This is a genomic window from Intrasporangium sp. (genome assembly GCF_030452765.1).
Lineage (GTDB): Bacteria > Actinomycetota > Actinomycetes > Actinomycetales > Dermatophilaceae > Intrasporangium_A.
This window is the reverse complement of record NZ_JAKDLO010000018.1, coordinates 13,380-38,129: the sequence shown is the minus strand read 5'-3', so window position 1 is coordinate 38,129 and position 24,750 is coordinate 13,380. Positions and strand designations below refer to the sequence as shown.

Sequence of the window (24,750 nt, the reverse complement as noted above, 5' to 3'; positions counted from 1 at the left end):
ACATTCTCCGGGTCGGGTCTGACAACGGCTTCAGAGCCTGGTGGGGCCGGGGCGCGACCCCTGCGTCGGGTGCGGCCGAACCGGCCCGACACCCCGGGGGAGGTGACGAGTCGTTGGGTCAGGGCCAGCAGGAGATCGACGACGATGGCGAGGGCCGCGACGAGGACGGCGCCCGAGGCCATCTGCGGGTAGTCACGCACGGACAGCCCGTCGATGAGGAAGCGTCCCAGCCCGCCGAGCGCGGCCGTGGCGGCGATCGTCGCCGTGGCGATCACCTGCAGGAACGCCGAGCGCAGCCCGGAGAAGAGCAGCGGCAGCGCGCACGGGACCTCGACCTTGAGCAGCACCTGCCAGCCCCGCATCCCCATCCCACGGGCCGCGTCCCTGGCGGCCGGGTCGACCTCCTCGACCCCGGCGTAGGCCCCGGACAGCAGGGGTGGGATGGCCAGCACGATCAGCACCACGAGGTTGGGCACCAGGAACGCCAGGTCCCCGCCGATCTTCGGGCTGAGCCACAGCACGATGAAGTAGAGCAGACCCAGGGAGGGTATGGCGCGTGCGGCACCGGCCAGGTTGACGACGACGAACCGGCCTCGCCCCGTGTGCCCCACCCACAGGCCGGCCGGGATCGCGATGGCCGCGGCGATGGCCACCGAGATGACCGAGTAGACGATGTGCTCCTGGGTGCGCTCGGCGATCTCGGGGAAGTGGGCCGGGTCCGAGAGCCAGGCGATGATGTCGTTGATCATCCCGGCCTCCTGGTGCGGGACCAGGGTGTGAGCACGTGGGTCACGCCCATGATGAGCAGGTCGAGCACCAGCGACAGGACGACGCACGCGACGATGCCGGTGATGATGGGCGCGAAGAAGGCGCGGTTGAACCCGTCGGTGAACAACGAGCCGAGCTGCTGGACCCCGATGATCGCGGCCACGCTGACGATGCTGACGTTGCTCACCGCCGCGACCCGAAGCCCGGCCGAGATGACGGGAACGGCCAGCGGCAGCTCGACCTTGACCAGCCGGGAGAACGGGCGGTAGCCCATCGCGGTCGCGGACAGCAGGACGTCCTCGGGGACCGCGCGCAGCCCGTCGGCGACGGTGCGCACGAGCAGTGCGATCGTGTAGATGGTCATCGCGACGATGACGTTGACGGGGTCGAGGATCTGGGTGTGCAGGATGCCTGGCAGCAGGATGAACACCGCGAGCGAGGGCAGCGTGTAGAGCAGCCCGGTGCCCATGATCAGTGGTGGGCCGATGATCCGGTAGCGCTTCGCGAGCCACCCGAGCGGCAGCGCGATGGCCAGCCCGATGACGAGGGGAACCGCGGAGAGGTAGAGATGCTCGACGAAGAGCTTCCACACTTCGTCGACGTGCGCGGTGAACCAGTCCATCAGGGAGCCCGTTGCGCGTCGGCCGCGATGGCGTCGACCACCTCGTGAGCCCGTACGGTGCCGAGCAGCGCCCCTGACTCGTCGACGATGACGCCGCGGCCGGTGGGTGAGGACAGTGCTGCGTCGAGGGCTTCGCGCAGCGTGCCCGTCACCGAGGCGACAGTCCCGCCGCGGTGCAGCGAGCCGATGGAGACCGCCTGGTCCACCTTGTCCGGGTCGACCCAGCCGAGCGGCCTTCGCTCGTCGTCGATGACGAGGACCCAGCGGCCGGCCGCGGTGACACGGGCCAGGTCCGCGGTCGCCCCGACGGGCACGGTCGGCTCGGTCGCGATGGGGTAGGAGGCGGAGCGGAAGCCGAGCGTCCGGTAGCCCCGGTCCTTGCCGACGAAGTCCGCGACGAACTCGTCGGTCGGCTCGGCAAGCAGGTCCGCCGGCGATGCGAGCTGCGCGAGCTCCCCCCGCACTCGCAGGACGGCGACCTGGTCCCCGAGCTTGATCGCCTCGTCGATGTCGTGGGTGACGAAGACGATCGTCTTGCCGAGATCCGCCTGCAACATCAGGAACGCGTCCTGCAGCTGCTCTCGGACGATGGGGTCGACGGCGCTGAACGGCTCGTCCATGAGCATGATGGGCGGGTCTGCGGCGAGGGCGCGGGCGACCCCCACCCGCTGCTGCTGCCCACCGGACAGCTGCGCCGGATACCGCCCGGCCAGGTGCTCGGGTAGCCCGACCTGCTCCATGAGCTCGAGCGCACGTCGCTCGGCGCGGCGCCGGTCCCAGCCGAGCAGCAACGGCACGGTGGTGATGTTGGCCTTGATCGTGCGGTGCGGGAACAGCCCGGCGTGCTGGATGACATAGCCCATCGAGCGGCGCAGGGTCGCGGCGTCCATCGACGCGGTGTCGCGGTCGTCGACGGTGATCCTCCCACCCGTCGGCTCGATCATCCGGTTGATCATCCGCAGCGACGTCGTCTTGCCGCAGCCGGACGGCCCGACGAAGACGGTGGTCTGGCCGTCCGGAACCTCCAGGCTCAGGTCGCCGACGGCGATGGTGCCGTCCGGATAGGACTTGCTGACCGACTCGAACCGGATCATGGGATCGTCACCTCACGCTGGCCGGACTTGGGATGCGGAGCCCGGGCCAGCGGTGCTCGAGAGTCACCAGGATGTATCAGCGACCACACCTCCGTTGTGCCCAGCTTGGGGAATCTCGGCTTCGAGCCTTGCACGATGGATGTACCCATGACAACAGTGGGTCTACCCGGCCGGGCCGTCACGGCGGCCGGGCAGGACGTGAGGAGGCAGGCGTGATCGACCTCGACGGCCGGTCGTTGACCCTCGACCGGGTGGAGGCCGTCGCGTCCGGTGCCCGGTGCCGGATGGAGCCCGCAGCCGTGGCGAGAATGACGGCCGCAGCGGCAGCCATGGCCACGGCCGCGCGGGCCGGCCGGGTCTATGGGCGCACCACCGGCGTCGGCGCAAACCGGGACCAGGACCCGTCGCTGACCGATCGCCCGGGAACCGCCTTGCTGCGCAGCCATGCCGGCGGATGGGGGCCGGAGGTCGCCCCCGGCGCGGTCCGCGCGCTCAGCGCCATACGGGCCAACCAGCTGCTCGTCGGTGCGTCCGGTGCCGGACCGGCACTTGCTGCCGCTCTGGTCCAGCTGGCCAACGGCGCCGACGGCAACCTGCCGGTCGTGCACGCGTACGGGTCGGTGGGCACCGCAGACCTCTCCGCGCTCGCCACGGTCGGGCTGACCCTGCTCGGCGAGCGTCCACGGCGCGATGGCAGGGTCTCGGGCATGACCGGGTGGCACGACGGGGACGCCTTGCCGCTGATCTCAAGCAGCGCGCTCACGCTCGCCCTGGCAGCCTTGGGGACCGTTGTCCTGCAACGACTCTCACAACACGCCATGGTCGTCTACGCCTTGACCCACGTCGCCCTCGGGGGCAACCGCGAGGCCGTCGGGCCGGTGGTCGACATGGTGAGCCCCTTCCCGGAGGTCCGCCGGGTCGCCGCGACGGTGCGCGGCCTGCTTGCTGTCGTGCCGGCAGCCGACGCGCCGGTGCAGGACTTCTTCGGGCTGCGCTGCTACCCGCAGGTGCACGGGCCCTTGCTGGCCGAGCTCGACCGACTCCGAACCGGCCTCGAGTCCTTGGTCAACGCGGGATCGGAGAACCCTGCCGTCATCTCGACGGACCCACCCACGGTGGCGCACCACGGCGGTTTCCACCTCGCGCCGCTGGCGCTGCGGCTCGACGCGACTGCCATCGCGCTGACGGCCTCTGCCCGCAGCTCCCTCTCGCGGCTCTCCCACCTGCTCACCGACGCGGGCTACGAGCTGCCGCGGTTCCTCGGGGACCGACCGGGGGCGAACGGGCTGCTCATCCTCGAGTACTCCGCGGCCTCGGCCGTCGAGCGGCTGCGCACGATCGCGGCGTCCCCGGCGCTGCTCGGGACCGCCCACCTGTCCGCGGGGATCGAGGACGACGCGAGCCAGGCCTCGCACGCCGCGACTCGCCTCGACGAGGCGGTCACCGCCTATCGGCATGTGCTCGCATGCGAGCTGCTCGCTGCCACCACAGCCCTGCACGCCCGGGGTATGCCGCTGGATGGGCCGCTCGCGGTCGTCTGGCCGCGCGTAGCCGGGCTCGGCAGCACGCGAGCTGACCACGACACGAGCGATGACCTGGCCACTGCGCATGCGCTGCTCGACGACGACACGGTATGGCGCTGAGCCACGTTCCTGACGAAGGGCCATTTGGACGCCAGGCCACTTCCCCGTGCAAAGGCGCCCGACCTCACAGGACCCGTGAACGGTACCAGTGCCAGGGACGGGATGAGTCAGGAACACCCCTGCGGGTGAAGGGATCTCGCCCGGAGCGGCCGCCGGTGATTCCAGCGCGCCAAGTCATGAAGCCGCTGCTACCGTCTGGTGCAGGAATAAGGCTTGTCGCCGCCGTAGCTATTGGGTTTTCCTCCATTTCCTCTTCAGTGCTACAGGAGTCTTGATGGCCAACCAGACCCTCCCGCGTCAATCCGGCCCGCCCCGTCAGATGCTCGTGTCCAAGGGGTGGGCCCAGGGCGTCGCCCTCGTGATGATCTTCAGCTTCTTCGTCATGGGGTTCCTGACGTTCCGCACGTACACCGCGTCGATGCCGCAGCCCGACAAGGTCGTCGCGCAAGGCGGGCAGGTCCTCTTCACCGGCGCTGAGATCACCGAGGGGCAGCGGCTCTTCCAGGCGCGCGGTCTGATGCAGTACGGCTCGATCGTGGGTCACGGCGCCTACCTCGGCCAGGACTTCACCGCAGAGTACCTGCGGCATGCGACGGACTTCACCAGGCAGGCCTTCACCGACGCGGGGGAGCAGGACCCGCGGGACAAGACGGTGCAGGAGTGGCGGACCAACCGCTACGACGCCGCGACGGGCACCCTGACCTTCACGAACGTGCAGGCCGACGCGTACCGGGCCCAGATCGCCTACTACGCGAACTTCTTCGGCGAGGAGTCGACGAAGCACGGGCTGATACCGAACGTCGTGTCCGACCCGGCCGAGGTCAAGGCCCTAACGTCGTTCTTCGCGTGGACGGCCTGGGCGGCGGCGGCCGAGCGGCCCGGCTTCGACTACTCCTACACGAACAACTGGCCGATGGAGCCACGCGTCGACAACGGGCCGACCGCCGACATGCTGGTCTGGTCCGGCCTGTCGCTCATCGTGCTCATCGGCGGGACAGGGATCATGTTCGCGATCTACGGCCGGTGGAGCCGTCGGATCGGCTGGCACTCCGAGGAGGCGCCCACCATCTCGTTCCGGCAGCCCGGTGAGGTCGGGCTGACCCTGGCCCAACGGGCCACGGCGTGGTTCTTCCTGGTCATCGCGCTGCTCTTCCTCGTCCAGACGCTCGTCGGCGCGGCTGCCGAGCACTACCGGGCCGACATCCTCTCGTTCTTCGGCTTCGATCTTGCCCAGCTGTTGCCGTACAACCTGGCCCGGACCTGGCACCTGCAGCTCTCCCTCTTCTGGACCGCAGCCGCGTTCCTGGCCGCGGGCATCTTCCTGACCCCGATGATCTCCGGGCGTGAACCGAAGGGGCAGAGCAAGCTCGCGTACGCCCTGCTCGGCGCGCTCGCCGTGGTCGTCTTCGGCTCTCTCACGGCCGAAGCTCTCTCGATCCACGGCGTCTCGTGGGCCAAGGGCCCGATCTTCGAGCAGCAGTGGGAGTACCTCGACCTGCCCCGGGTCTTCCAGGTCCTCCTGACGCTCGGTCTGTTCATCTGGATCTTCATCATCTACCGAGGGATCCGCGCTCGGCTGCGCCATGAGTCCAAGGGCAACATGCCGTGGCTCTTCTTCTTCTCCGCGCTGACGATCCCCGCCTTCTACGCGGTCGGGCTGCTCGCCACGAGCGAGTCGCACCTGTCCGTCGCGGAGTTCTGGCGCTTCTGGGTGGTGCACCTGTGGGTCGAGGACTTCCTCGAGCTGTTCACCACGGTGATGGTCGCCTACATCTTCGTCATGCTCGGGGTCGTCCGCGAGCGGATCGCGATCGGGATCATCTTCATGGACGTCATCCTCTACTCGATGGGCGGCGTCATCGGCACCATGCACCACCTCTACTTCTCGGGGACGCCGGTCGAGCACATGGCCCTCGGAGCCTTCTTCTCGGCGGCCGAGGTCATCCCGTTGACCTTCCTGACCGTCGAGGCATGGGCGTTCATGCAGCTCGGTGCTCGCCAGGAGTCGAAGTCGTCCAAGCCGTTCCCGCACCGGTGGGCGGTCATGTTCCTCGTCGCCGTCGGCTTCTGGAACTTCGTCGGCGCCGGGGTCTTCGGGTTCCTCGTCAACCTGCCGATCGTCAGCTACTACGAGATCGGCACGGCTCTGACGGCCAACCACGCCCATGCCGCGATGATGGGCGTCTACGGCATGCTCGCGGTCGGTCTGGCCATGTTTGCGCTCCGATACCTCATCCCGCAGGACAAGTGGCCGGAGAAGTGGGCCAAGGTCTCGTTCTGGAGCCTCAACATCGGCCTGGCCTGGATGGTCTTCGCGACCCTGCTGCCGCTGGGCGTCCTGCAGCTCTACCACTCGGTCGGCGCCGGCTACTACGAGGCGCGCACCCTCGGCTACATCACCAACCCGAACAACGCGCTCCTCGAATGGGGCCGCCTGCCCGGCGACATCATCTTCATCGCCGGCGGCGTCCTGCCCTTCCTCTACATCACCTGGCTCGGGGTCCGGTACTTCCGGCACGGGAAGACGGTCGAGGAGATGCCGCAGGACGTCCTGTTCGTCGAGCTCGAGCCGGCCGGGCGCCAGAGGAAGTGACCCACTGATGCAGCCTCCTTCCGCCACAGTCCTGCTCGTGAGCGGCTACGCCTCCGTGCTGCTCCTCTTCGCGTGGGGGGTCGACCGGATGGGCCAACGGTCGGCCGAGAAGTCGGCACAGTGGCGGACCGGCAACTTCGTCTACCACGAGGGCAAGGACGCCTGGCAGTGCCACGAGGACCAGTGGCTCTACCCGGCAGCGTTCGACCCCGAGAAACGGGTCATCCGCTATGTCGGCCAACATGAGATCTGCGGCCGCTGCCCCATCAAGGACGAGTGCTCGCCGTCACCCGGGCCGAGAGAGATCACCCGGGCCGTCGATCCTTGGCCCCACTCGGACTCCGGGCGCTTCCACCGGGGGATCAGCCTGTGTATCGCGGTCATCGCGGTCTTCATGCCTGCTGCGATGCTGATCGGCTTCCACCGGCCGAGCGAGGTCGTCGTCCTGCTCAGCGCCGCCGTCGTGGCGTTCGTCGTCGCCTTCCACTTCGGGTGGGTGCTGCGGCATACTCCGACCAACTTCCCCATGTCCGTCCCTCACGACACCTCGCCGGCCCCGGACGAGCCGGTAGGCAGCACTGCCGGCGCCAGACCCGCGGTGGTCGGCGGTGTCGAGCTGGACCAGGTCGTCGATCGTTACGCCACGCGCTGGCGCAGTGACCGACGTCGGGTCGCCCCGTCCGATCCCACTACCAAGGAGTGAGTCCGTGCCTGGCTGGATCGCCCCCGTGCTCGCCATCATCATCGTGGCCGTCGCTCTCGCCGTCGCCTGCCTGCGGGTCATCCAGCAGTACGAACGCGGCGTCCTCTTCCGGTTCGGCAAGCTCCGTCCGATCTACGGACCGGGCCTGCGGGTCGTCATTCCCGTGGTCGACAAGCTCGAACGGGTCGACCTGCGGGTCGTCACGCTGACCATCCCGCCCCAGGAGGTCATCACCCGTGACAACGTGCCGGCCCGGGTCAACGCGGTCGTGCTGTTCAACATCGTCGACCCCGAGGCGGCGATCATGCAGGTCGAGAACTATGCCGTCGCGACCTCGCAGATCGCCCAGACCACGCTGCGCTCCGTGCTGGGCCGGGCCGACCTGGACACCTTGCTGGCCCACCGCGAGGACCTCAACAACGACCTGCGAGAGATCATGGAGATCCAGACGAAGCCGTGGGGGGTCGATGTCTCCGTCGTCGAGATCAAGGACGTCGAGATCCCGGAGCAGATGCAGCGGGCCATGGCCAAGGAGGCCGAGGCCGAACGAGAGCGGCGAGCCAAGGTCATCAACGCACGAGGCGAGCTGCAGGCCTCGACCGAGCTGAAACAAGCGGCCGACACTCTCTCGCAGAGCCCCGCCTCGCTCCAGCTGCGCTACCTGCAGACTCTCCTCGAGCTCGGCGCAGACCAGAACTCGACGGTCGTCTTCCCACTGCCGATGGACATCATCGGGCCGCTGATCAACCGACTTGCGCCCCCGGAGCGCACGGAGGACTGAGCGGCCGGCCCGGTGTCACCGACCTCGTCGGGGTGCGGCTCCTCGACGGGTGAGGAAGGCTGACCGAGCCTCAGTGCTCGGTCAGCTCGGGGCGCCGCTTCTTCAGCTCCGCCTCCCACGGGACGGCAGGGGCGGGCGCCGGCTTCGGAGCCGGCGGCATGAACGCCTTCGTGTCGTCGACGCAGGATCGCAACAGGTGCACCAGCCGATCCTGGGCGTCAGAAACGCAGGCCTCGGCGATCGCGTCGATCGACAGGGCCACGAGGCGTCGTGCCGCGTGCGACCGCAACGGGCGGCGCAAGGCGCCGGCCCGGGCAACGAAGTCACGTGCCCATGTCTCCGCCTCGGGTGCGTCCGCCAGCGCATCGCGGCACATCCGGGCCCCGGCCCCCTCCGGCGCGCCCTCGAGCTGGGTCAGCGTGCGTTCCGCAGCGATCAGCCCGACGGCCAGCGCGTGCTGCGCTCGCTCCGACGCGATGGGCAGCGCCTCCGTGGCGCACCGCGCGGCGAGGGTGGCGTCGACGCGTGGGTCGTCCGGGCTGAGGCCGACGACCTCGGGGATCATCAGCACCAGGCGTTGTCGGGTCGTGTCCTCCACCGCGTCGTTGACGCATCTGGCGGCGGCGGCGAGGACCGGATGGGTGCACTTGGGGTGGTCGCTCCAGCGCTCGCCGGCGAGGAACGAGGCCATCTCCATGAAGCAAGCGCCCGATCTCGGGTTCCAGTGGCGGCCCTGGGACAGGACCGGGACTCCGTCGGGGATCGGCACGGCTCGTCGTGACATCACGCCTCCTGCAGTGGTCGGGACCTTGAGGGCCCACTTCCAGCATGCGCCACGCCCACCCCACTTGGCCAGAGGTCGCGTGGATTCGGGGGTGCAACAGGGCGTCTCGGGCCGCTGACAGAGCGCGAAGGTTGAGCCCAGCGGGCCTCCGGGGTGGGCGGTCGCGATGGGGAGCCGCGCGGGCCGAGGTCGAGCCCAACGGGCGGCCGAGGTCGAGCCCAACGCGAGCTGATGTGGCGGAGCCGCGGTGGGGAGCCCGGCCGCCCGGCTCAGGCGGTGGGCTCAGGCTCCGGCTCGGAGGTGTCGCCGACGAGCCCGCCACTCGCACCGTCGCGGCGGACCGCGGCGAGGAGCATCTGCGCGACGTCGACGACCTGCACCTCCTCGGTCGCCTTGCCGTCCTGGATGGCGGCATTCAGCCCGTCGCTCAGCATGACCTTGCAGAACGGGCAGCCGATCGCGATCCGGTCGGCGCCGGTGGCGAGAGCCTCCTCGGTGCGGTTGTTGTTGATCCGGGTGCCGAGCTGCTCCTCCATCCACATCCGGGCACCGCCGGCGCCGCAGCAGAAGGACTTCTCGCGGCTGCGCTCCATCTCGGCGTACTCGACGCCGGGTAGCGCGCCCAGCAGCTCGCGCGGCGGCGCGTAGACGTGGTTGTGCCTGCCGAGGTAGCACGGGTCGTGGTAGGTGACCTTGTGCCCGGTCGAGGCCGCACCCTCACCGGACGCCTCGTCGGGGCGGGTGACCGGGGTGAGCCGCTTCTCCCGGACGAGCCGGTTGAGCAGCTGCGTGTGGTGCAGCACCTCGTAGTGCCCGCCGAGCTGGGCGTACTCGTTCTTGATCGTGTTGAAGCAGTGCGCGCACTGGACCACGATCTTGCTCGCGCCGACCTCTCCCAACGTCTCGACGTTCTGTTGGGCGAGCATCTGGAAGAGGAACTCGTTGCCGGCCCGCCGGGCCGCGTCACCGGTACAGGCCTCACCGTCGCCGAGGCAGGCGTACTTGACGCCCGCCGTGTGCAGCAGCTCGGCGACCGCGCGGGTCGTCTTCTTGGCGCGGTCCTCGTAGGCGCCGGCGCAGCCGACCCAGAACAGGTAGTCGACGTCGTCCAAGGACTCGACATCGACGCCGACCTGCGGCACCTCGAAGGGCAGGTCCTTGGCCCAGTCCATCCGCAGCCGCGGTGCGAGGCCCCACGGGTTCTGGTTCTTCTCGAGGTTCTTGAACAGGCCGCCGAGCTCGGACGGGAAGGCCGACTCGATGAGCACCTTGTAGCGGCGCATGTCGACGATGTAGTCGACGTGCTCGATGTCGACCGGGCACTGCTCGACGCACGCGCCACACGCGACGCACGACCACAGCACGTCGTCGTCGATGACCGCGTCCGGCCCGTACGGGGTGTACGCGCCTCGCGGGTCGCCCGTCTCCTCGTAACCGGTCGAGCCGACCAGCTGCTCGAGGACGGCCGCGCCCTTCGTGTGCTCGGAGAGGCCCTCGGCCTGCTCGATCCCGGCGGCGCGGACCTCTTCGGACGCGCGCAGCCACGGTGCCTTCGCGTGGGCGTTGTCGCGCAGCGCCATGACCATGAGCTTGGGGGAGAGGGGCTTGTCGGTGTTCCAGGCCGGGCACTGGCTCTGGCAGCGGCCGCACTCGGTGCACGTCGTGAAGTCGAGCAGGCCCTTCCACGTGAAGTCCTCGACCTTGCCGACCCCGAGCGCGGCGTCCTCGTCGAGCTCGTCGATGTTCTCGAAGTCGAGCACCTCACCCTTGATCCTGATCGGCTGCAGCGGGCCCAGCGAGGTGCGCCCGTCGGCGTGCCGCTTGAGGAAGATGTTGAAGAAGGCGAGGAAGCGGTGCCAGGCCACGCCCATTGTCGGCGTGAGTGCGATGGTGATCATCCAGGCGAAGCTGATCAGGATCTTGATCGCGGCGATGACGATGATTGCCGTGGCCAGGGCATCGACACTCGAGCTCTTGAAGATCTCACCGAGCCAGGCGGTCATCGGGAAGTGCAGCAGGCTCGCCGGGCCCCTCCCACTGGACCCGGTCGTCCCGCCGTTCCAGATCAGCGCGTACTCGAGGCCGCGCAGCAGCAGGATGCAGATGACCACACCGAGGATCGTGTACTCGACGTAGTAGGCCTGCCACCAGCTCGATCCGAAGAACCGGCTGCGGCGACCCAGGTTCCCGGGTGCGGACCGGGGGTGCTTGACCTGCCGGATGACCATCAGCACGAGGATCCCGACGAAGCCGGTCCAGGCGAAGAACTCGGTGACCCACTCGTACGGCAGCCAGTGGCCGATCAGCGGAAGCGCGAAGTCGGGTCTGAAGATCTGCCCGAAGGCGTTGACCAGCTGCAGGAAGAGCACCCCGAAGCTGATCATCGTGAACCAGTGCGCGGCCGCGACGAGAGGCAACCGCGACATCCGCGTGTGGCCGAGGAACTCGCGGAACAGCGTCGCCGTCCTGGCACCCTTGTCGTCGGTGCGCACCTCCGGTTGGCCGAGTCGGAAGGTCGCCAGGAAGTGGTTGACCGTCTTGGCGAACAGCGCGATGGCGACGACGGTCACGGCCAGGCAGACGACGATGGCCACGATCTGTACGACGGACATGCGGGGCAGTCTACTGAGGAGGCCGGCCGGGGCTCGGCAACGTGACGACACTCGCATCTTGCGGTGTCACGTTCCGGCACCCGCCGGGTCGCCGCGCCGGCGGGCGTTCGAGGTGTGGGACGGGCGGTGCGAGCGGTGATAACGATGTGTTGGAATAGCCATAACGTCTCGTCGGTTGTCCTTCGGGACAGCCGACTCACCCAGTTCCGAGAGGCCCGATCATGCCGATCCACGACGACGTCACCCAGCTCGTCGGCAACACACCGCTCGTCCGGCTCAACAAGGTCACCGACGGTGCCGAGGCCACCGTCGCCGCCAAGCTCGAGTTCTACAACCCGGCGAGCTCGGTCAAGGACCGCATCGGGGTCGCCATCGTCGACACCGCGGAACGCAGCGGCGAGCTGCAGCCTGGCGGCACGATCATCGAGGCGACGTCCGGCAACACGGGCATCGCGCTCGCCATGGTCGGCGCCGCTCGCGGCTACCGGGTCGTCCTGACGATGCCCTCCTCGATGTCCAACGAGCGGAAGGCGCTGTTGCGCGCCTTCGGCGCCGAGCTCGTGCTCACCGACCCGGCCGGCGGGATGAAGGCCGCGGTCGAGCGGGCCGAGCAGATCGCGGCCGAGCGCGGCGGGGTGCTTGCGAGGCAGTTCTCCAACGAGGCCAACCCCGAGATCCACCGGCGTACCACCGCCGAGGAGATCTGGAAGGACACCGACGGGGCGGTCGACATCGTCGTGGCCGGCATCGGCACCGGCGGCACGATCACCGGAGTCGGTCAGGTGCTCAAGGGCCGCAAGCCGGAGGTTCAGATCGTCGCCGTCGAGCCCGCCGAGTCAGCGATCCTCACCGGTGGCCGACCGGGCCCGCACAAGATCCAGGGGCTCGGGGCCAACTTCGTCCCCGAGGTGCTCGACACCTCCATCTACGACGAGGTCATCGACGTCGACGGCGACACGGCCGTACGGTATGCACGCCGGGCCGCCACCGAGGAGGGCCTGCTCGTCGGCATCTCGTCCGGCGCCGCGATCGCCGCGGCTGCCCAGGTCGCGAAGCGGCCCGAGAACACCGGCAAGACGATCGTCGTCATCGTCCCGTCGTTCGGCGAGCGGTACGTGTCGACAGTCCTGTTCGAGGGTTTGGCCGAATGAGCCAAGGCGTCAGGACACGAGCGAGGAACGAGCGAGGCCCGGAGCGCCGGTTCGGCTCATCCGGCAGAGAGCATGGCCGAATGAGCCAAGGCGTGAGGACACGAGCGAGGAACGAGCGAGGCCCGGAGCGCCGGTTCGGCTCATCCGGCAGAGAGAACGGAGAGTGACCTTTGTGAGCGCCCTACGAGACGCCAGGGGTTCGGCGCCGTCCCGCACCCGGCTGACGCTCCTGTCAGCCCCCGAGCAGGAGCCTGCTGAGCGGCATACATCATGGTCGTATGCCGCTGGGCTCGGCTTCGTGCGCGGGCTCGCCGAGCGCGTGGTGGAGGACGTCGACGGCGCAATCGAGCGCGACCCGGCGGCGACGTCGCGGCTCGAGGTGGTCCTCACCTCGCCCGGCCTGCACGCGATCTGGGCACACCGAGGGTTGCACGAGCTGTGGAAGCTGCCTGGGGGCCGGCTGCCCGCGCGGGTCCTCGCCACGGTGACGCGAGCGGTCACCGGCGTCGAGATCCACCCGGGCGCGCGGATCGGGCGACGCTTCTTCATCGACCACGGCATGGGCGTCGTCATCGGCGAGACAGCGCAGGTCGGCGACGACGTCATGCTCTATCACGGAGTCACCCTGGGCGGCCGGTCGCTGGCGCGGGTCAAGCGGCACCCGACGATCGGCAACCGCGTGACGATCGGGTCAGGGGCGCGAGTGCTCGGACCGATCGACGTTGGGGACGACGCGCAGATCGGTGCGAACTCGGTTGTCGTCAAGGACGTTCCGTCCGGAGCCGTCGCGACCGGCATCCCGGCGCAGCTGCGGTTCCCGAAGAAGGGCACGGTCAACAGGTGGGTCGATCCCGCGATCTACATCTGACCCCCTGACCGGGCAGCCCCGGCGCCTGTGAGTAGTGCGCGTGCCCACGGACGACCATTGGTCCGCGAACCGTCCGGCCCGGCCGGTCGGTCGTGCGTGAGGGCATGCTCTGTGGCGACCGACGGTCGTCGGTCGGTTCATCAGATGCCGAGCAGGGCCTTGGCGATGAGGAAGTAGACGACCAGGCCGGTCGCGTCGACGAACGTCGTGATGAACGGGTTGGAGAAGACGGCCGGATCGGCGCGAACGGCATTGGCCAGCAAGGGCATCACTCCGCCGACGGACGCGGCGAGGGTGCACACTGACAGCAGTGTCAGGCCGACGACCGCACCGACGGCCGGGCCGTAGAAGAGTGTGGTGAGCAGGAAGCCGATCGTGCCGAGGAGCAGGCCCAGGCAGAACCCGGTGCGCGCCTCGCGGCTCAGGACCGGGAACACGTCCCGGGAGTCGAGGTCACCCAGCGCGAGTGCCCGGGTCACCGTGGTGGCGGCCTGGTTGCCGGCGTTGCCGCCCGTGCCGATGAGCAGGGGGATGAAGACCGACAGGACGACCATCTCGGCCAAGGTCGCCTCGAAGGTCTCGAGAACCTTGACGGTCAGGATCGCTCCGATCGCGAGGACGAGCAGCCAGACCACGCGGGACCGCACGATTCGGCCGATGGGGATCGACAGGTAGGGGCTGCGGAGCGGTTCGGACCCACCGATCCTGGCTTGGTCCTCGCTCTCGGCCTCCTCGAGGATCCGCAAGGCGTCGTCGACCGTGAGGATGCCGACGAGGCGGTCGTCCTCGTCGACGATGAGCAGGGCGAGCAGCTTGAGGTCGGCGCACCTGCGGGCCGCGACCTCGTCGCGGGTGCTCGCGACCGCGGAGTAGGCCGGCGACATGAGGTCGCCGATCCGGCTCGTCCGGTCGTCGACTCTGAGCAGGTCTCGCAGGCTCACGACTCCGACGAGGCGTTGGTGGTCGTTGAGGACCGGGATGGTGTAGATGGTCTCGGCCTGATCGAGTCCGGCTCGCACGTGCTCGAGGGTCTCGGCAACGGTGAGGTCCGGGTGAGCCGACACGAACTGTGGGCTCATCCGTCGACCGATCGATCCGGGGCGGTAGCCGAGGACGACCGAGGTCAGCTCCCGCTCGTCCGGAGCAAGCCCTTGCAGCAACCGGTTCGCCACCTCGGCCGGCAGCTCGTCGAGGAGCTGGACCCGGTCGTCGGGCCCGAGAGCAGCGAAGACCTGCGCGACGTCCTCGTCGCGCAGCCCTGCCACGAGGTCGCCCTGCATGGCTGGGTCGAGGCGCTCGAACACCGCGACCGCCCGATCCTTCGGCAGGAGCCGGTAGGCGACCGCGCGGCTCTTCGGGTCGAGCCGCTCCAGGGTGGTGATCAGCTCGGGGGTCGGCACGGCCGCGATGGTTTCGGCCGCCTCCGTGAGCGAGGTGTCCTGCAGGGAGGTTCTGATCCGTCTGGTCGTCTCGTCGAGGTCCCACTTGGTGGTGCCGGTCATCGCCGTGTTCCCCTCTCCCAACCGGTCGGCACGCGGCCCGGACCTGGTGTGCTCGCCGGCGGCCCGCACCTCCGGCGGGTCGGACGCCGACGGTCCGGTGGGAGCGCGCGTCGTCTATCGGGCAGAATGACAGGTACTTGGAGGGCTCGCATAGTGGCCTAGTGCGGCGGTCTTGAAAACCGCTATGGGTTCATAGCCCATCGTGGGTTCGAATCCCACGCCCTCCGCCAAGCCAGCTCCGCTCTGGGCCGGCTCTGGGCCAGCTGCACTCTCGATCGGCAGAGGTGCACTCTCGATCAGGAGAAGTGCACTCTCGATCGGCAGAGGTGCACTCTCGATGGTTGGGATCGACAGTGCAGCAAGCCCGGTCGACAGTGCAGGGCATTCTCGATCAGGAGAAGCGCACTCTCGATCGGGAGAAGTGCACTCTCGATGGTTGGATCGGGAGCGGGGCAAGACAAAAGGGCCCCGGCCAGTGCCGGAACCCTCTGCTTCCTCGAGGAGTGGCCTCAGAGCAGGCCCATCATCTCCTCTGCCGTGGTGTGAGCCTTGATCTGCGGGGCCGGACCGCCGACGGTCGGCCGGTTGAGCACCGCGAAGAACGAGACGATGTACGACATTCTGTTTTCAGTTTCCTTAGATAGCAAACGGCCTCGTCGGCCACGTGGCCGAGCGGCGTTGCCCGACTTCTGAACTGCAGCGCCACCGTGCCGGCCTGGATGCGGCCTCACGACAAGCGATGCCCAAGACAAGCGATGGGGACGGGTCTGCTGCGCCGTCAAGTGTAACAGTTCCGGAACCGTGTCCTGACCATGGTTGACCCGGCTGGGAGTCCGTGAGATACGAGGGTGTGACCAGCCAACGCGATCACGAGCCGGCCGACCACGTCGCTGCCGAGGTCCTCGGACGGCTCGCCCCACTCGCACTCCCCTCGCCGGCTCCCCTAGTGCTGCGCGGACGGCGCTTCGATGCGAGCCGGCCGGCGGTCATGGCCATCGTCAACCGCACCCCGGACTCCTTCTTCAGCGGCAACCGGCTCGCGGACCTCGACACCGCCAAGCGTGCCCTCGAGGATGCCCTCGAGGCCGGGGCCGACATCATCGACATCGGCGGGGTACGGGCGGGACAGGAGGGCGATGCCGTCGGACCGATCGAGGAGATCAGGCGTGTCGTCCCCTTCCTCGAGTGGGCGCGCGGGGTGCATCCCGGCATCATCGTCAGCCTGGACACCTGGCGCTCCGAGGTCGCGCGGGAGGCCGGTGCAGCCGGTGTCGACCTGGTCAACGACACCTGGGCCGCGGCCGATCCCGACCTCGTCCGGGTCGCGGCCGACCTGGGCGCCGGGTATGTCGTGTCACACACCGGAGGACTGCCGCCGCGCACCGACCCGGTCGACGTCAGCTACGGCGGCGACCCACTTGACGTCGTGCGTGACGTCATCACGACGCTCGCGCGCGGTGCGCGCGTGGCCGAGCTGAGCGGCATACCAAGGGAACGAATCCTCGTCGACCCGACCCTCGACTTCGGCAAGACGACCGCGAACTCCCTTGAGGTGCTGCGCCATACGGCCGAACTCGTCGCCCTCGGCTACCCCGTGCTGCAGGCGGTGTCGCGCAAGGACTTCGTCGGCGAGACGCTCGACCTGCCGGCGGAGGAGCGGCTCGAGGGCTCGCTCGCGGCGACCGCCGTGGCGGCCTGGCTCGGTGCGACGGTCTTTCGTGCGCACGATGTTCGGGCCACCCGGCGGGTCCTGGACATGGTGGCCAGCGTTCGCGGTGAACGGGCGCCTCTGCTGGCGCTGCGCGGGGTTCGCCGTCCGTCTGGTGAGAACCCGGGGTGAGTTGTGCAGGTGCGGCGAGTCCTCAACGCGCGAACTCGCCAGTAGCGTGCTACGGTCGAGCCGGTTGCAGTTGCAGTTCCTCGCAGTCGAGTAGGTGCCCGTCATCCAGATGGTGACGGGTTTTCTTTCGGCGTCGACGGGTCCGCCCGACGAGTGGAGTCAAGCGGCAGCCACGGGGCCTCGCGAGGTGCGGGGTCCACTGGCTCAACAGAAGGAAGAGTTACCCGTATGGCACAGGGCACCGTCAAGTGGTTCAACGCCGAGAAGGGCTTTGGTTTCATCGCTCAGGACGGCGGCGGCCCCGACGTCTTCGTCCACTACTCAGCCATCGAGTCGAACGGCTACCGTTCGCTGGATGAGGCACAGCGCGTCGAGTTCGAGGTCACGCAGGGCCCCAAGGGTCCGCAGGCCGACAAGGTTCACGCGATCTGACGCAGGCAGCGCGACACCGCGTTCTCTGACAGCAGCCCCCGGCTCCGGCCGGGGGCTGCGATCGTGTCAGCACTCGTCGTCGTCGGTCGCGGACGTCGTGGTCTTCGGAGCCGGGGTGCGTGTCGGGGTCGGGGCCACCGCCTCGTGCCTCGAGGTGCCGGTGGGCACCGGCTTCGCCTTCGGCTTGGGCGGGTTGAGCGCCTTCTTGATCTCGCGGTGGATGACGTCGAAGTCGGGGTCGGCGGTGTTGACGCCGTGCTTCGGGTCGAGGGCCACGCTCGTGATCTTGGCCTGCTGGACCCGCTCGATGAGGTCGACGTAGGCGCTCAGGTTCGCGCTCGGGATGTCCGTGTAGATGTTGTCCTTGGCGATCCGGACGACCTCGGCGTACCTGGCGAGCATCGCGGCCGGGTTGACCTGGCCCACGACGGCCTTGATGACACAGCGCTGCCGACCCATTCGGCTGTAGTCGTCGTCGGCTGCGCGGGTGCGCGCGTACCACAGGGTGTGCCAGCCGTCGAGGTGTTGGCGCCCCGGCTCGAAGTAGCCCTTGACACCGGTGATCAGTCCGCTCGCCGTCACGTGCCCGCCGATCGGCAGCTTGCCGCCGTAGGCGCCCTCCTTGACGTCGATCTCGACCCCACCCATCGCATCGACGAGCTGGACGAAGCCCTTGAGGTCGATCACGACGGTGTGGTCGATCTTGAGTCCGACGACCTCGGAGATGACGTCGCGGATCGTGTCGCGGCCCGGGCTCGCAACCCCGGGAAAGCTGCCCGGATGGTCTGCGGCGAACTGGTCGGCCTCGGTCCAGATGGCGTTGAGGAGGCATCCGTCGGACGGGTCGGCCTGCTGCCGGATGCAGTAGGGCTTGCCGTAGACACCCGACGGGTAGAGCCGGCGCAGCGGGCTCGCCTTCGGGATCGGCACGTACTGGAGGTTGCGGGGCAGCGAGATGAGCACCGTGTTGCCGGTCTGGGTGTTGATGCTCGCGACGATCATCGAGTCGGTTCGCGTGCCGACCCGGCCCACGCCCGCGTCCGAGCCCAGCAGCAGGATGTTGACCCGGGGGGTGTTGGCCCACGGGTCGGGGCCCTCGACGAGCTCGGGACCATCGACCGCCCCGTGGCGGTTCGGAGGGGCCTGGAACACGGACTGGATCGTGTCCTGGGTGATCGACGCGTACTCGGCCGCCTTGTATGACGTGCCGCCGACCAGCAGCACCATGACCGTCGTGAACGCGGCGAGGAGCCGGGTCCGGGTGCGATCGAGAGAGACCGGCCGGGCGCGGATGGCGGTCAGGATGATCGAGGCGCACCAGACGAGCCCGCCGACGACGAAGGCCATCGCCGCGACGCGGAGCAGCTCGGGCCGCCCGATCAGGGCCAGCCCCGACTTCATGACGCCGTGGGTCAGCAGGAACCAGGCCACGGTGGCGACGGCGAGGACCGTGATCCCGACGAGCACCCAGCCGATGACCCGGCTACGGGTCCGCGTCAGGCCGGCACCCGGGATGACCGTGCCGAGCGCAGTCAGGCCGAGGGCGCGGCGGAAATGGTGCGCGAGATCACGACGGAGGGTCTCGCGGCTCTCGGGTGCCGCGACGCGTCGGCGTGGCGCGGCGACCATATCATCCTCTCGTTCACCAGTCGTGCAACCTATGCATTGTGCCTTGTCAGCCGGTGAGACGCCTAGACGAGCCGGAGCCGGCCTCCTTGTACAGCCGCGCTGGTTTTGGCCGGTGGGCCTCGGGCCGGTAGCCTGTGCACGCCCGCATCTTCGGCCGGGCATGGAGGCGTCGCATAGTGGCCTAGTGCGCCCGCCTGCTAAGCGGGTTGGGGTTGAGACCCCTCGCGGGTTCAAATCCCGCCGCCTCCGCCGATGTCGAAGTGGCCCACTCCGGAACACGGCGGGGGTGGGCCCCTTCGGCGCCTCGCCCTGAACGCCGGTTGTCGGCTGCCGCACCGCACCCGCTCCTGCCGTATGCCGCAGGGGCTCGCCCCGCGTTCAGTCGAGCCGCTGCGCTCGGGGCGAGTTGGTCCGCTTGCGCCACCCGGGCAAGACGAGCCACAGGGCCACGGTGAGCAGCCCGAGTACGGTGCAGACGGCCAGCGCCGGCGTGGCGCTGAAGAGGACGTCGAGCACCAGGAAGACCCCGCCGACGATGGCAACGGCCAGGGTGAACAACCCCCAGGAGACGAGTGCGGAGGTGTACCTGACGACGAAGTCCTTGACGCCCTGCCGGAACAGGACCCGATGCATCGCGACGGGGGCCGTGAAGAGGACGACCGAGAGCGCCGAGGCGACGAGGATGGCGAAGTAGATCCGAAGCTGGACCTCGTTCAGGACCGTGAACCGGGACTGGAACGGCAGGGTCAGCAGGAAGGCGAAGAGGATCTGCACCCCCGCCTGAGCGATCCGCACTTCCTGAAGCTGCTCGTTGAAGTTGCGGTCGAGGCGCTGGGCCTCCGACTCGTGGCGATCGTATGGTGCGGGGTCTTCCATGTCCCATGGTGGCACGCGCGCAGGGCCCGGCACCGCCTCCTGGCGGCACCGGGCCCGCATCACGTCGCCCACCCCGTCACCGGAAGGGGTGGGCAGACCTCACTGGGCCGCGTCGAGACGGGCCCTGAGGCCGTCGTACTCGGCCCACAGCTCGGCCGGGAGCTGCGCACCGAACTTTTCGAACCACTCCTTGATGAGCGGCAGCTCCGCGCGCCAGTCCTCGGCGTCGACCTCGGTCGCCTTCTCGATCGTCTCCTCGGCGGCGCCCAGGCCGCCGAGGTCGATCGAGCCGGGGGCGGGGACGAGGCCGATCGGGGTCTCGACCCCGTCGGCCGTGCCCTCGATGCGCTCGACGACCCACTTGAGGACGCGGCTGTTGTCGCCGAAGCCGGGCCACAGGAACGAGCCGTCCTCGGCACGGCGGAACCAGTTGACCCCGAAGATCCTCGGCAGCTTGCTCGCGTCGGCCTGCTTGCCGATCTCGAGCCAGTGGTTCATGTAGTCGCCGGCGTGGTAGCCGATGAACGGGAGCATCGCCATGGGGTCGCGGCGCACCACGCCGACCGCCCCGGTGGCCGCGGCCGTCGTCTCGGACGAGAGGGTCGCGCCGACGAAGGTGCCGTGCGTCCAGTCCCGCGACTCGTAGACGAGCGGGACCGTCGTCTTGCGGCGGCCACCGAAGAGGATCGCCGAGATCGGCACCCCGTCGGGGTTGTCGTACTCGGGAGCGATCATCGGGCACTGCTTCGCAGGGGTGCAGAAGCGGCTGTTCGGGTGGGCCGCCTTGGTGCCCGCCTCGCCGTCGGCCGGGGTCCAGTCGTTGCCGTGCCAGTCGGTCAGGTGGGCCGGCGTCTCGTCGGTCATGCCCTCCCACCACACGTCGCCGTCGTCGGTGAGAGCGACGTTGGTGAAGATCGAGTTGCCCCTGTTCACCGTCGTCATCGCGTTCGGGTTGGTCGAGTCACCCGTGCCCGGGGCGACGCCGAAGAGCCCGAACTCCGGGTTGACGGCATACAGCCGGCCGTCCTCACCGAAGCGCATCCAGGCGATGTCGTCGCCGACCATCTCGGCCTTCCACCCCTCGATGGTGGGGGTGATCATGGCCAGGTTCGTCTTGCCGCACGCGGAGGGGAACGCCGCCGCGATGTAGTGGACCTTCCCCTCGGGTGAGGTGAGCTTGAGGATGAGCATGTGCTCGGCCATCCAGCCCTCGTCACGGGCGATGGCGGAGGCGATGCGCAGCGCGTAGCACTTCTTGCCGAGCAGGGCGTTGCCGCCGTAGCCGGATCCGTAGCTCCAGATCGTGCGCTCCTCGGGGAAGTGGACGATGTACTTCGTCTCGTTGCACGGCCAGGCCACGTCCTGCTGGCCCTCCTCGAGGGGAACGCCGACGGAGTGCAGCGCAGGGACGAAGTCGGCCTGCGTCTCCTCCATCTTCTGCAGCACGTCGGAGCCGATCCGGGCCATGATCCGCATCGACACGACGACATAGGGGGAATCGGTGATCTCGACGCCGAACATCGGGATGGTGGCATCGAGGTGACCCATGACGAACGGGATGACGTACATGGTGCGGCCCTTCATCGAGCCGCGGTAGAGGTCGGTCAGGATGCCCTTCATCTCGTCGGGGTCCATCCAGTTGTTGGTCGGCCCGGCATCCTTCTCATCCTGCGAACAGATGTAGGTGCGTCCCTCGACGCGGGCCACATCGTTCGGGTCCGAGGCGCACCAGAACGAGTTCGGCTTCTTGTTGTCGTCGAGCCGCACGAACGTGCCGACCCTGACCAGCTCATCGGTCAGCTCGGTCCACTCCTCGTCGCTGCCGGTGATCCAGCGGATCGCGCGCGGCTGGGTCAGCGCAGCGACCTCGTTCACCCACTCCCCGAGACGCGCGTGCGTGGTCTGGCTGGTCGTCGTCGTAGTCAACTTGTGAACCTCGTCCCTTGCTGGGGTGCGCACCGCACCACCTTGTGCCGGCTTCTGTTCGAGCTCTTCTGTTCGAGCTGTGGACGGCGGATGGGTGTCCACATGGTGAACATATGACGTGATGGCTTCACGGTACGCCACGCGTTTCTACCCTTCGGGACTCGCGTGAAGGCCTGCTGGTGAATCCGATCACAAGCAGTGCTGCCCGCAAGGATTTCGGCAGCGAGATGCCGTCTTCTTGCAGAGTTTTCAGTCCCGTATGCCGTTCAACTCCCTCCGCATCGAGGGCGCACCCCCCATCGACAGTGCACCCCTCCCCATCGACAGTGCACTTGTCCTGATCGACAGTGCACTTGTCCTGATCGACAGTGCGATTGTCCTGATCGAGAGTGCACCCCTCCCGATCGACAGTGCACTTGTCCTGATCGAGAGTGCGATTGTCCTGATCGAGAGTGCACTGAGGCGCACCACCCCTCGCTCTAGCCCGCCCAAGGTTCTCGGCGATACGCAGCCCAGCATGACGACCGACCTCTACGGCCACGTCATGCCGTCCTCGTTGCGGGCAGCCCGCCGACACGATCGATGAGTTGTTCAACGCCTGGTCAGGTGGCCTCGAACCGCGCCGTTGCTGTCAGCGCTGCCGTCCGTGGCCATGCAAGGAGCGAACAACGTCGCGGCCCGACCGACGTTCCCGCCGGGCAGGCCGCTGGTTGCTGTCTCTACACAGTGCGCACCCGGAGGTATTCGAAACCCCAACCTTCTGATCCGTAGTCAGATGCTCTATCCGTTGAGCTACGGGTGCAGGTCCCGCCCACTGCCGCGTCCGGGACGATCAGTTACCTTAGCGCGTCTGTGCCCACGGCACGAAATCGCCGTATGTCGTTGAGTCTCCGGCCGCCCCAACCACCCCCTCCATGGCGACTCCATGGCCGGCCGTCGTCGTGACGCACAGCGGCGCCCTGCGCACTCTCGATCGGGACGACTGCACTCTCGATCAGGACGACTGCACTCTCGATCAGGACGACTGCACTCTCGATCAGGACGACTGCACTCTCGATCAGGACGCGAGCAGCAGCGAGAGGGCAGCCGTGTCCGGGTCGTCGCCCGGGTCGATATCGTCCTTCGCAGACAGTCTCGTGACGGTGCCGCTCGCGTCCGCCTCGATCCAGGCCGCTCGATGCGCGAGGCCGAGATAGGGCAGGCCCGGCAGGAGCAGGCACCCCGAGGCGGTCTCGTACTCGCGGACCGACGCGATGGTATTGGTCGGCGGATGCAGCACTGCCAGCCCGGCAGGTTGCTCGTCCGCGAACCGGCCGGGCTGCAGCGCGTGGTCGCCGACGAGCTGTCCCTCCGCCAGCACGACCCCGACGGACCGCAACGGCGAGTCCTCCGGGACGGACTCGACGACGCGGAAGACCGTGCTGCCGTGCGGCAGCATCGTCGGCACGGCGGCCACCCGGACGGCGAGCCACAGGAACTGCGTCCATTCGACCGTATCGACGGGCCAGCGCCCGACCAGGATGAACCCCTGCAATGATCCGCGCGCGTAGATCGGCGCGACTTCGACGTTGACGTCGTGTTGAGGATCCATGGCGACCTCCTCACCCTTCCCCTACCCAAGATTCGCACGGTTTGGTCGAATCCGTCGGGCAATATCGCAGGGTTTCGCCGATCAGGCACGACGCTCGACGTAGGGGTCGGTGACCTCCCGCAGCGCCGTCAGGGCCTCCCGCAGCTGCCGCATCCGGCGCGGGCCGAGGTATGCCGCCCACTCGGCCTCGATGCGCTGCTCCTCGTCGCGCGCCACCGGGATCGCGGCCCGCGCCCGAGCCGTCATCCGCACGAGCCGTGCCCTCCCGTCCGCAGGGTCGGGAACCCGTTCGACGTAGCCGCCCTTCTCGAGCCGGTCGACGAGTGCGGTGGCGGTCTGCTTGGCGACCTGGGCCCGATCGGCCAGGACGGACAGACGGGTCCCCTCGGGGTCCATCCCTGCCATGAGCCGGCCCTGCGCGAGGGTCACGTCAGTGAAGCCGCCCGCCTGGACGGCATCGAAGATGCGCTGCTGAGCGTGTCGCCCCGCGATCAGCATCAGCAGGCTGGTGGGCAGTTCGCGGTTCATCGGCAGCATCCTTGCAGTAGTCCTACTATCGAACTATATTTGGTTCGTCGATAGGACTACTCTACCGAAATGGTCGCATGAGGCCCGGGGGACCTGCCGAAGGAGGCTGCAATGGACGACGACGAGATCTGGGCCGCCATCGATGACCAGTACCGCCGGACCGCCGACCTGCTCGAGCGTCTGACCTCGAAGGAGTGGCAGCACCCCTCGCTGTGTGATGGCTGGACCGTGCGGCACGTCGCGGCGCACCTGACCCTGCAGCAGCAGGGGGTCCGCGACGTCGTCGCTTTCATGGCTCGTCACCCCGAGCTGCTGCGAGCCAGGTCCCTCAACCAGACCATCCACGTCTCGGCCGTGATCCAGGCCCGCCTGCCAACCGAGCAGATCATCGGCCGGGTCCGGGCGATGATCGGGTCGCGACGCCACAACGTGTTCGTGACGCGACTGGAGACCCTGAGCGACATCCTCGTGCACGGCCAGGACATCGCCGTGCCGCTCGGTGCCGACCTCGAGATGCCCGTGCCTGCGACGGTACTGGCCGCGACCCGCCTATGGGAGACGCGCGACTCCTGGCTCGGCAGGGTGTTCCACAAGCTCCCGCTCGACGGGTACACCCTTCGTGCCACGGACACCGAATGGACGAGGGGTGACGGCCCCGAGGTCGCCGGCTCGATCGGTGCGCTCCTGTTGCTCGTCACCGGCCGCACGGCCCGTCTGGACGAGCTGGCCGGCGACGGGGCAGACCGGCTGCGCGGAGAGCACAGCCCGGCCTGACCGGTCCGCTGCGGTATCACCCGGGCGCCCCAC

21 protein-coding genes and 3 tRNA genes are annotated in these 24,750 nt (G+C 68.6%); 12 read left to right on the top strand and 12 right to left on the bottom strand.

What is annotated here, in order from left to right; all coding sequences use genetic code 11:
* The 3 genes from L0H79_RS04145 to L0H79_RS04135 form a co-directional block, all read right to left on the bottom strand.
* On the bottom strand, nucleotides 1-749 hold a 749-nt coding region (locus tag L0H79_RS04145; protein WP_301483282.1), incomplete at its 3' end, for an ABC transporter permease.
* Nucleotides 746-1,390 (bottom strand): ABC transporter permease, encoded by a 645-nt coding sequence (locus L0H79_RS04140; RefSeq protein ID WP_301483281.1) that lies wholly within the window; start codon nucleotides 1,388-1,390, stop codon nucleotides 746-748. The genes L0H79_RS04145 and L0H79_RS04140, both read right to left, overlap by 4 nt.
* Nucleotides 1,390-2,484, bottom strand: a complete 1,095-nt coding sequence (locus L0H79_RS04135; protein ID WP_301483280.1) for an ABC transporter ATP-binding protein — start codon at nucleotides 2,482-2,484, stop codon at nucleotides 1,390-1,392. Before L0H79_RS04135 ends, L0H79_RS04140 begins: the two co-directional genes overlap by 1 nt.
* Before the next feature lie 212 nt (nucleotides 2,485-2,696).
* Here L0H79_RS04135 and L0H79_RS04130 point away from each other — a divergent pair, with 212 nt between their 5' ends.
* The 4 genes from L0H79_RS04130 to L0H79_RS04115 all read left to right on the top strand — a co-directional run bounded on the left by L0H79_RS04130 (nucleotide 2,697) and on the right by L0H79_RS04115 (nucleotide 8,204).
* Nucleotides 2,697-4,127: an aromatic amino acid lyase gene (locus L0H79_RS04130; protein ID WP_301483279.1), complete on the top strand. Its 1,431-nt coding sequence runs from the start codon at nucleotides 2,697-2,699 to the stop codon at nucleotides 4,125-4,127.
* A gap of 274 nt (nucleotides 4,128-4,401) precedes the next feature.
* The gene (locus tag L0H79_RS04125; RefSeq protein WP_301483278.1) at nucleotides 4,402-6,720 is read left to right on the top strand and encodes a nitric-oxide reductase large subunit; all 2,319 of its coding nucleotides are present in this window, start codon (nucleotides 4,402-4,404) and stop codon (nucleotides 6,718-6,720) included.
* 37 nt (nucleotides 6,721-6,757) lie between these two features.
* Nucleotides 6,758-7,423, top strand: a complete 666-nt coding sequence (locus L0H79_RS04120; protein WP_301483277.1) for a hypothetical protein — start codon at nucleotides 6,758-6,760, stop codon at nucleotides 7,421-7,423.
* A 4-nt stretch (nucleotides 7,424-7,427) separates the two neighbouring features.
* The gene (locus L0H79_RS04115) at nucleotides 7,428-8,204 is read left to right on the top strand and encodes a slipin family protein (protein WP_301483276.1); all 777 of its coding nucleotides are present in this window, start codon (nucleotides 7,428-7,430) and stop codon (nucleotides 8,202-8,204) included.
* Nucleotides 8,205-8,274: 70 nt separating this feature from the next.
* Here the strand turns inward: L0H79_RS04115 and L0H79_RS04110 are convergent, their stop codons facing one another.
* Both L0H79_RS04110 and L0H79_RS04105 read right to left on the bottom strand, forming a co-directional pair.
* The gene (locus L0H79_RS04110) at nucleotides 8,275-8,988 is read right to left on the bottom strand and encodes a hypothetical protein (RefSeq protein WP_301483275.1); all 714 of its coding nucleotides are present in this window, start codon (nucleotides 8,986-8,988) and stop codon (nucleotides 8,275-8,277) included.
* Nucleotides 8,989-9,257: 269 nt separating this feature from the next.
* Nucleotides 9,258-11,600 carry a (Fe-S)-binding protein gene (locus L0H79_RS04105; protein WP_301483274.1) on the bottom strand — a complete coding sequence of 781 codons (2,343 nt, stop codon included), beginning with the start codon at nucleotides 11,598-11,600 and terminating at the stop codon, nucleotides 9,258-9,260.
* A 221-nt stretch (nucleotides 11,601-11,821) separates the two neighbouring features.
* On the opposite strand from L0H79_RS04105, the gene cysK reads away from it, so the two are divergent.
* Complete coding sequence (gene cysK, locus L0H79_RS04100; protein WP_301483273.1) at nucleotides 11,822-12,751, top strand: cysteine synthase A; 930 nt, start codon at nucleotides 11,822-11,824, stop codon at nucleotides 12,749-12,751.
* Nucleotides 12,752-13,049: 298 nt separating this feature from the next.
* Nucleotides 13,050-13,619 (top strand): serine O-acetyltransferase, encoded by a 570-nt coding sequence (gene epsC, locus L0H79_RS04095; RefSeq protein ID WP_301483284.1) that lies wholly within the window; start codon nucleotides 13,050-13,052, stop codon nucleotides 13,617-13,619.
* A 140-nt stretch (nucleotides 13,620-13,759) separates the two neighbouring features.
* Here epsC and mgtE read toward each other — a convergent pair whose 3' ends face one another.
* Nucleotides 13,760-15,121: a magnesium transporter gene (gene mgtE, locus L0H79_RS04090; RefSeq protein WP_301483272.1), complete on the bottom strand. Its 1,362-nt coding sequence runs from the start codon at nucleotides 15,119-15,121 to the stop codon at nucleotides 13,760-13,762.
* A 139-nt stretch (nucleotides 15,122-15,260) separates the two neighbouring features.
* Between mgtE and L0H79_RS04085 the strand changes: the two genes are divergently transcribed.
* The 3 genes from L0H79_RS04085 to L0H79_RS04075 all read left to right on the top strand — a co-directional run bounded on the left by L0H79_RS04085 (nucleotide 15,261) and on the right by L0H79_RS04075 (nucleotide 17,393).
* A tRNA-Ser gene (locus tag L0H79_RS04085) sits at nucleotides 15,261-15,351 on the top strand.
* A gap of 716 nt (nucleotides 15,352-16,067) precedes the next feature.
* A complete protein-coding gene (gene folP, locus L0H79_RS04080; RefSeq protein WP_301483283.1) occupies nucleotides 16,068-16,961 on the top strand; it encodes a dihydropteroate synthase in 894 nt (297 codons plus the stop codon).
* A gap of 228 nt (nucleotides 16,962-17,189) precedes the next feature.
* Nucleotides 17,190-17,393 (top strand): cold-shock protein, encoded by a 204-nt coding sequence (locus L0H79_RS04075; RefSeq protein WP_301483271.1) that lies wholly within the window; start codon nucleotides 17,190-17,192, stop codon nucleotides 17,391-17,393.
* Nucleotides 17,394-17,459: 66 nt separating this feature from the next.
* Here the strand turns inward: L0H79_RS04075 and L0H79_RS04070 are convergent, their stop codons facing one another.
* Nucleotides 17,460-19,022 (bottom strand): LCP family protein, encoded by a 1,563-nt coding sequence (locus L0H79_RS04070; RefSeq protein WP_301483270.1) that lies wholly within the window; start codon nucleotides 19,020-19,022, stop codon nucleotides 17,460-17,462.
* Between the two features lie 162 nt (nucleotides 19,023-19,184).
* Here L0H79_RS04070 and L0H79_RS04065 point away from each other — a divergent pair.
* A tRNA-Ser gene (locus tag L0H79_RS04065) sits at nucleotides 19,185-19,271 on the top strand.
* 129 nt (nucleotides 19,272-19,400) lie between these two features.
* On the opposite strand, the gene L0H79_RS04060 is transcribed toward L0H79_RS04065, so the two are convergent.
* Together L0H79_RS04060 and L0H79_RS04055 are read right to left on the bottom strand one after the other, a co-directional pair.
* A complete protein-coding gene (locus L0H79_RS04060; protein WP_301483269.1) occupies nucleotides 19,401-19,898 on the bottom strand; it encodes a DUF6328 family protein in 498 nt (165 codons plus the stop codon).
* A gap of 99 nt (nucleotides 19,899-19,997) precedes the next feature.
* On the bottom strand, nucleotides 19,998-21,824 hold the full coding sequence (locus L0H79_RS04055; protein WP_301483268.1) for a phosphoenolpyruvate carboxykinase (GTP): 1,827 nt from the start codon (nucleotides 21,822-21,824) through the stop codon (nucleotides 19,998-20,000).
* A 259-nt stretch (nucleotides 21,825-22,083) separates the two neighbouring features.
* On the opposite strand from L0H79_RS04055, the gene L0H79_RS04050 reads away from it, so the two are divergent.
* Nucleotides 22,084-22,410 (top strand): hypothetical protein, encoded by a 327-nt coding sequence (locus L0H79_RS04050; RefSeq protein WP_301483267.1) that lies wholly within the window; start codon nucleotides 22,084-22,086, stop codon nucleotides 22,408-22,410.
* Nucleotides 22,411-22,553: 143 nt separating this feature from the next.
* Here L0H79_RS04050 and L0H79_RS04045 read toward each other — a convergent pair.
* The 3 genes from L0H79_RS04045 to L0H79_RS04035 form a co-directional block, all read right to left on the bottom strand.
* Nucleotides 22,554-22,626 (bottom strand) — tRNA-Arg (locus L0H79_RS04045).
* Between the two features lie 255 nt (nucleotides 22,627-22,881).
* Nucleotides 22,882-23,415, bottom strand: coding sequence for a peptidase (locus tag L0H79_RS04040; protein ID WP_301483266.1), 534 nt, complete (start codon nucleotides 23,413-23,415; stop codon nucleotides 22,882-22,884).
* An 81-nt stretch (nucleotides 23,416-23,496) separates the two neighbouring features.
* Entirely contained in the window at nucleotides 23,497-23,943 is a 447-nt protein-coding gene (locus L0H79_RS04035) for a MarR family winged helix-turn-helix transcriptional regulator (RefSeq protein ID WP_301483265.1), read from the bottom strand.
* Between the two features lie 111 nt (nucleotides 23,944-24,054).
* Between L0H79_RS04035 and L0H79_RS04030 the strand changes: the two genes are divergently transcribed.
* Nucleotides 24,055-24,717: a maleylpyruvate isomerase family mycothiol-dependent enzyme gene (locus L0H79_RS04030; RefSeq protein WP_301483264.1), complete on the top strand. Its 663-nt coding sequence runs from the start codon at nucleotides 24,055-24,057 to the stop codon at nucleotides 24,715-24,717.
* Nucleotides 24,718-24,750: the final 33 nt, after the last annotated feature.